A 6,488-nucleotide genomic window follows, 5' to 3' on the forward strand; every position below is an offset into this window, starting at 1 on the left:
GCCTCCACCGCCGCGCGCGCCGACGCGCTGACGGCGCAGAGTGCCGCGGCCGACGCCGAGCTGTCCACGGCTCGCTCCCGCGCCGGCGTGAACGCCGCGCGCCTGTACCGCACCGTCGGCGGCGGCCCCCTCGTCGCGCAGCTGCTCACCGATGCCGATCCCGACTCTCTGCTGCAGCGCCTGGGCCTGCTCGACCGCCTCACCTCGGTCACCGCGCGCACGGCTGGAGAGGCCCGCAGCGCCGCCGACATCGCCACCTCGCTGCGCACGCAGGCCGAGGCGGCGCGGGCCGAGGCCGAGCGCCTCGCCGTCGAGGCGCAGACCACCGCCGCCGAGGCGCAGACCCAGGCGGATGCCGAGTCCTCCAGCGTCGCGGCGACGCAGGCGCAGCTCGACACCCTGTACGCGCAACTCGCGGAACTGCGACGGACCACCGCCGCCCAGGAGCGCGCCGAGCGCGAGCGGGAGAAGGCCGCTCGCGATGCGAGTGCGCCCGGTGGCGCCGCCGGCGGCGGTTCGGGCTCGGGCGGCTCCGGCTCTGGCGGTTCCGGCTCTGGCGGCTCCGGCTCTGGCGGCTCCGGCTCGACCGGCTCGGGGTCGGGCGGCGGCTCGAACGCGGGCGGGTCGACCGGCGGCGGCTCAGGCTCCGGCGGCGGGTCGGGCTCCGGCGGCGGCACGGGCTCGGGCGGAGGGTCGGCGGGCCCCGGCGGCGGCTCGTCGAGTGGCGGCTCCGGCGGGAGCTCCTCCTCGGGCGGATCGACGGGGGGCGGCTCCTCGACCGGCGGCTCCGCCGGCGGCGGCTCCGGCACCGGCGGATCGAGCGGGGGAAGCGGCGGCACCACGGCCCCCGCCGGTCCCGTGATGAGCCCGAGCGCGGCACGCGACCACGCACGCGGCGCGATCCGCGGCTACGGGTGGGGGGACGACCAGTTCTCGTGCCTGGTGTCGTTGTGGAACCGCGAGTCGGGCTGGCGAGCCGATGCCCTGAACCCCTGGAGCGGCGCGTACGGCATCCCCCAGGCGCTCCCCGGCGAGAAGATGGCATCCGCGGGTCTGGACTGGCGCACCAACGCGGCGACGCAGATCTCGTGGGGCCTGTCGTACATCAGCGCCCGCTACGGCAGTCCCTGCGGAGCCTGGGCGCACTCGGAGCGAACCGGCTGGTACTGAGCCGCGCACCCGTCGCGGTCGCGACCCGGGGCACGCGGATCACACCGCGTCGGCGCGTTCCCGGTCGCCGCCGGTGGGCAGTTCGACGTAGCCGTCGTGCTTGGCGGCGATGCCGTCGCCGGCGGTGCGCCCGCGCACGCGACGCCAGACCCAGGGCAGGGCATCACGCGTGAGCCACCCGCCGCGGGGCTGCTCGTCGTCGGCGTGCAGCGCCTCGTCGAGACCGAGGAGCGCGCGGGCGTCGGGCACCCCCAGCGCCTCCGCCGCGCGATAGGCGACGAGGCGGTGCCCCGACGAGCGCAGGTGCACGAGGTCGTCGGCCCACAGGGGCAGCTCGCCGATCTCGGACACCGCCTCGAGATCGAGCAGGATCGCCCCCTGCTGCGCGGCGATGCGTCGCAGGTGCACGTTGTACGCGGCGAAACGGCGGGCGAAGATCCGCGCGGCGGGCCGGCGCGGCAGGAAGGTCGTGACCAGCAGCACGTCGGCCCCCGTGCGCCGCACGGCGCGCACCGCCGACTCCACCTCGGCGACCAGCGCCGGGATGGCGGGGGCAGGGCCCACGAGGTCGTTCGCGCCGATGAGGATCGACACGAGATCGGGCTCGAGCGCCAGCGCCGCGGGGATCTGCTCGTCGATCAGATGGCGCACGCGTCGACTGCGCACCGCGAGGTTGGCGTAGCGGAACGGCCCCTCCTCGCTCGTGTGCGCGAGCAGCTCGGCGAGGCGGTCGGCCCAGCCGCGGAAACGTCCCGCGGGCATGCGCGAGGCGTCGCAGAGCCCCTCGGTGAGCGAGTCGCCGAGCGCCACGTACCGCGTCCAGCGTCCCCGTGTGCGCGAGGCCGTCGGCGCGGACGGTCGCGGTCCCCCGCGCCGCAGCATGCTGTCGTCGATGCGACGCAGGGCCGCGGCATCCGCGTAGTGGCCGACGAGATCGTGCGTGAGGGCGGCCCAGGTGCGCCCCTGCACCGCCTCGCGGGCCGCGCGGGCGAACGCCCGGCGTTTGGCGTCATCGCCCACGAGGTCGGCCACGCGCGCCCGGAGGTCGTCGAGGTCGCCCGGCCGGTAGAGCCACCCGTCGACGCTCGAGCGCACGAGGTCGAGCGGACCGCCCACACCCGTGGCCACGACGGGGACGCCGCTGGCCAGCGCCTCCTGGATCGTCTGCCCGAACGTCTCGCTTTCGCCGGGGTGCACGAACACGTCGAAGCCGGCCATGACCGACGCCAGCGCCGCGCCCGAGAGGTGGCCGGTGAAGACGGCATCCGGGATCGCCCTCTCCAGCGCAGGGCGGGACGGCCCGTCGCCCACGATCACCAGCCGGGTTCCGGGCAGGTCGGCGAGAGCGCGCAGGTCGTCGACCTGCTTCTCGGGGGCGAGGCGGCCGACGTATCCGATGATGCGTTCCCCGCTCGGGGCGACCTGGGCACGCCAGGCGTCGTCGCGGTGCTCGGGGGCGAAACGCACGGCATCCACTCCCCGTCCCCATCGACGGATGCGGTCGACGCCGAGGCCCTCGAGCTGGGCCGTCGACGCGGACGACGGCGCGAGGGTGAGGGTCGCGCGGCGGTGCAGGCGCGCGACGTGTCCGGCGACCAGGGCCGTGGCGTGAGGGAGGCCGTACTTGTGGGCGTAGGCGACGACGTCGGTCTGGTACACCGCGACCGAGGGGATCCGCAGCGCGTCGGCGGCGGCGAGTCCCTGCCACCCGAGTACGAAGGGGGATGCCAGATGCACGACGTCGGGATCGAAGTCGCGCAGCAGGGCGCTCAGGCGGGCGGCGCGGGCGAAGACCACGCGCACCTCCGGGTACGACGGCAGCGGCACCGAGCGCAGCAGCTCGGTGCGGGCGCCGTGCAGATCGGCGGTGACGTCGCCGGACTTGGGGGCGATGACGAGCGTCTCGTGCCCCGCCTCGGCGAGGTGGCGCAGGACATGGAGAACGGAACCGGTGACCCCGTTCATGTGCGGGAGGAAGGATTCGGCGAGCAGCGCGACTCTCACGACTCCAGAGTGCGGCGCATCTCCGGCTGGCGGGGGCGCATCGGACCCGACGTTCGCGATGTTCACCGGATGATCCGCTCACCGTCACCGGCGCGTGGGCGGGGCGTCTCGATCGGCGACGGAGAGTGACGGGATGGACGGTGTCGACGGGTGGCTCGCAGCGATCGCGGCGAGCCCGTGGGCGCTGTGGGGCATGGCGGCTCTGGTGTTCGCCGACGCGTTCCTCGTGGTCGTCCCGGGCGAGGCGGCCGTGACGGCGTTCGGGGCCCTCGCCGTCGCGCACGGCACCCCGCCCCTGGTGGGGGTCGTCGCGGTCGCGGGCGCCGCCGCCTTCGCCGGCGACGCGTGCTGCTACCTCGTGGGCCGCGCGGTCGGCGTGGAGCGGTGGGCGTGGATGCGGGGACCACGCGTGGCCGCCGCCCTCGCCTGGGCGCGCGCCCGCCTCGAGCGCAACGCGGCCGTGGTGCTCTTCACGGCGCGGTTCGTGCCGTTCGCCCGCCTCGCGGTCAACCTCGCGGCGGGCGCCGCGCGGGTGCATCCGGGGCGCTACCTCGGCGTCGCGGCGCTGGCGGCGCTGGCCTGGGCTGCGTATCAGGCGGTGATCGGAGCGGTCGTCGCCGCGTTCGTGCCCGGCGGCCCCGTGGTGGCGGTGGTGGTGTCGATCATCGTGGCCGTGGGGATCGGCGTGGGCATCGACCTCGTGCTCGCCCGGCGGGCGAAACGGCGGGCGGCGGCGGGCTGACGCGGATGCCGCCGGGTGCGGGAGTCAGGGGCGCGGGCGTGTGCGGCCCCCCTCGGCACCTCACTCCAGCGCGAGCGTCCGCTCCGCGGCATCCACCAGCGCCCGCCCGTAGGAGGGGCCGTGGCCCGCGGCGTGCACGGCCAGCGGATGCAGCTGATGCACGGGCACGCGATCGCGCCACCCGGCGCGCAGGGGCCGCGCGCGGTCGTAGGCGGCGAGGATGCGGTCGAGGAACGGGCAGCCGAAGAGCGCGAGCATCGCCAGGTCGGTCTCGCGATGCCCGCCGTGCGCCGCCGGGTCGATGAGCACGACGCCCTCCGGGGCCCACAGCACGTTGCCCGCCCACAGGTCGCCGTGCAACCGCGCCGGTGACTCGTCGTCGTCGAACGCGCCCTCGGCGATCAGCGCGCAGGCGCGGCGCACGATCTCGGCCCCGGATGCCGGCAGATTGCCCGCCGCGACGGCGACCGGCAGGAAGGGTTCGACGCGCTGGGACGCGTAGAAGGCGCCCCAGGTCGCGGTGGGCCGTGCGGGCTGCGAGCGGCTGCCGATGAAGATGTCGCCCGTCCACCCGGGAGGGGCCTGCCCGAAGGCCTCGGCCCCTGCGGCGTGAGTCGCGGCGAGCGCGACGCCGAAAGCGTCGGCGGACTCCGCGGTCGGTCGCACCTCGGCGACGCGCTCCAGCACGATGCGGCCCTCGGCCACCTCGAGCACGCCCGCGATGCGGGCTCCCCCGGCGTCGGCGAGCCACCGCAGGCCCGCGGCCTCGGCGGCGAAGAATCCGGCGGGCGCGTCGGCCCGGGTCTTCACGTACTGTTCCATCGATCAAGTGTGTCGCGATGTCGGAGGTCCGGGGCAGCATGGAGGCATGAGCGACGGCTACGACCCGGACTTCCTCGGCATCCCCCTCCCCCTCCCCGCACCCGCCGCGGCGACGACGCGGCTCGACTACGCGCGGTTCACCGTGCTGCTGCAAGAAGACCGCCGATTCGCCGCGGTGACCGCCGTGGTGATCGACGGCGCGAGCGTGCGCGACCTCCCCCGCTCCGGTGAGTGGCGCCTCGACCCGCGGGTGCCCGCCGAGGCGCAGGCCGGCCCCGAGGTCTACAGCCGCAACGACCTCGACCGCGGCCATCTCGTGCGCCGTCGCGATCCCGGCTGGGGGTCGACCGACGAGGCCCGGGATGCGACGGAGGCCACGTTCTTCTACACGAACGCCGCCCCGCAGGCCGCCGGATTCAACCAGTCGAAGGAGCTGTGGCTGGGGCTCGAAGACCACGTACTGGCCTATGCCGAGACCACCGACCAGCGTCTCGCGGTGTTCACGGCGCCGGTACTCGACGAGGCCGACCCGCCCTACCGCGGCGTACGGGTGCCCCTGCGCTTCTGGAAGATCGCGGCGTGGCGTGAGGGAGACGCGTTGGCGGCCGCCGGTTTCAGTCTCGATCAGACCCATCTGGTCGACACACGCCAGGGGCTGGTGCTGCCGCCGCTCGGAGCGTTCCGCACGTTCCAGGTGCCGATCGCCGAGATCGCGACCGAGGCGGGTGTCGACGTCGGTCCCCTCGCCGCCGCCGACGCCTTCGTGCGGCGCGGGGTTCGTCCGGTCACCGCGCGCGAGCTCCGCTCACCGGACGACATCGTGCTGTGACGCGCGCGCGGCGACGTCGCCGTGGGGTGGCGGGGGTCGCGGGGGCGACGCGGACGGTCGACCGGTGTCAGCGCACGCGCACCGCGTGGAGGACGGTGTCGACCGCCGCGGCGGGGTGGCCCTCACGCAGTTCGGCATCCGCACTCGTGCGCGTGACGCGTTCGCACCGCTCGACGCGGAACCGGTCGTCGAGCGCGCCGAGCAAGAGTTCGGGCGTGTAGAGGATCGCGGGATCGGAGGGTCCGTGACCTCCCGCGGCGATGTTCTCGACGTCGTGACCGACGACGAGGAGCGTGCCCCCGGGTGCCACCCATTGCGCGATGCGCGCGACGGCCGTCGCACTGTCGGGCAGGTGCAGGTAGCACGAGACGACCAGATCGACGGGCGAGTCCGGCTCCCAGTCGTGCACGTCGCCCTGGATCCAGCCGACCGCGTCGCCGCCGGGTCGAGCGGCGGCGAGCGCGAGGCCCGCACTGGAGAAGTCGAGGCCGGTGCACGTCCAGCCGCGCGCGGCGAGCCACAGCGCGGTGCGTCCGTCACCGGTGGCGACGTCGATCGCCGTTCCCGGGCGCAGAGGCGCGACGATCTCGCGCACGACGGCGGGCGGTTGGGTGGCCCACACTCCCCCGGCCGAGGCGCGATATCGCTCGTCCCACTGCGCGGCATCCATTCCGACTCCTTCTGCTCGCCCCCACCCTAGGCGCCGAACCCCGCTCGGGCCCGCGGGCGCGGGCGCGGGCGCGGGCATATCCTCCGCGATGCGCACAACCTCAGCCCAAATCCCCCCGGCGCTAACGGAGGTTGCGCACATCACCGACCGAACGACCCCGCACCCGCCGACCCCGCGCACCCGCGACGCACACACCACCGCGCACGCACCCTCCCGCGCCACGTGCCCGCCGGCGCCGGCGCGCGCGCGAG

The 6,488-nt window shown here is 75.5% G+C and carries 5 protein-coding genes and 1 pseudogene; 3 read left to right on the forward strand and 3 right to left on the reverse strand.

The window, feature by feature from the left end:
* A pseudogene (locus tag ACK4LS_RS14400) lies at positions 1 to 1,170 on the forward strand (hypothetical protein); the annotation flags it as partial.
* A 39-nt stretch (positions 1,171 to 1,209) separates the two neighbouring features.
* On the opposite strand, the gene ACK4LS_RS14405 reads toward ACK4LS_RS14400, so the two are convergent.
* Positions 1,210 to 3,174: a glycosyltransferase gene (locus tag ACK4LS_RS14405; protein WP_409718694.1), complete on the reverse strand. Its 1,965-nt coding sequence runs from the start codon at positions 3,172 to 3,174 to the stop codon at positions 1,210 to 1,212.
* Positions 3,175 to 3,307: 133 nt separating this feature from the next.
* Between ACK4LS_RS14405 and ACK4LS_RS14410 the strand changes: the two genes are divergently transcribed.
* A complete protein-coding gene (locus ACK4LS_RS14410; RefSeq protein ID WP_409718697.1) occupies positions 3,308 to 3,916 on the forward strand; it encodes a DedA family protein in 609 nt (202 codons plus the stop codon).
* 60 nt (positions 3,917 to 3,976) lie between these two features.
* Here ACK4LS_RS14410 and ACK4LS_RS14415 read toward each other — a convergent pair whose 3' ends face one another.
* Positions 3,977 to 4,738, reverse strand: coding sequence for a fructosamine kinase family protein (locus tag ACK4LS_RS14415; protein WP_409718699.1), 762 nt, complete (start codon positions 4,736 to 4,738; stop codon positions 3,977 to 3,979).
* 46 nt (positions 4,739 to 4,784) lie between these two features.
* On the opposite strand from ACK4LS_RS14415, the gene ACK4LS_RS14420 reads away from it, so the two are divergent.
* A complete protein-coding gene (locus ACK4LS_RS14420) occupies positions 4,785 to 5,567 on the forward strand; it encodes a DNA/RNA non-specific endonuclease (RefSeq protein ID WP_409718702.1) in 783 nt (260 codons plus the stop codon).
* Between the two features lie 67 nt (positions 5,568 to 5,634).
* Here the strand turns inward: ACK4LS_RS14420 and ACK4LS_RS14425 are convergent, their stop codons facing one another.
* Positions 5,635 to 6,237 carry a class I SAM-dependent methyltransferase gene (locus ACK4LS_RS14425; protein WP_409718705.1) on the reverse strand — a complete coding sequence of 201 codons (603 nt, stop codon included), beginning with the start codon at positions 6,235 to 6,237 and terminating at the stop codon, positions 5,635 to 5,637.
* Positions 6,238 to 6,488: the final 251 nt, after the last annotated feature.

The sequence above is a fragment of the Microbacterium sp. genome, from assembly GCF_046295495.1.
GTDB lineage: Bacteria > Actinomycetota > Actinomycetes > Actinomycetales > Microbacteriaceae > Microbacterium.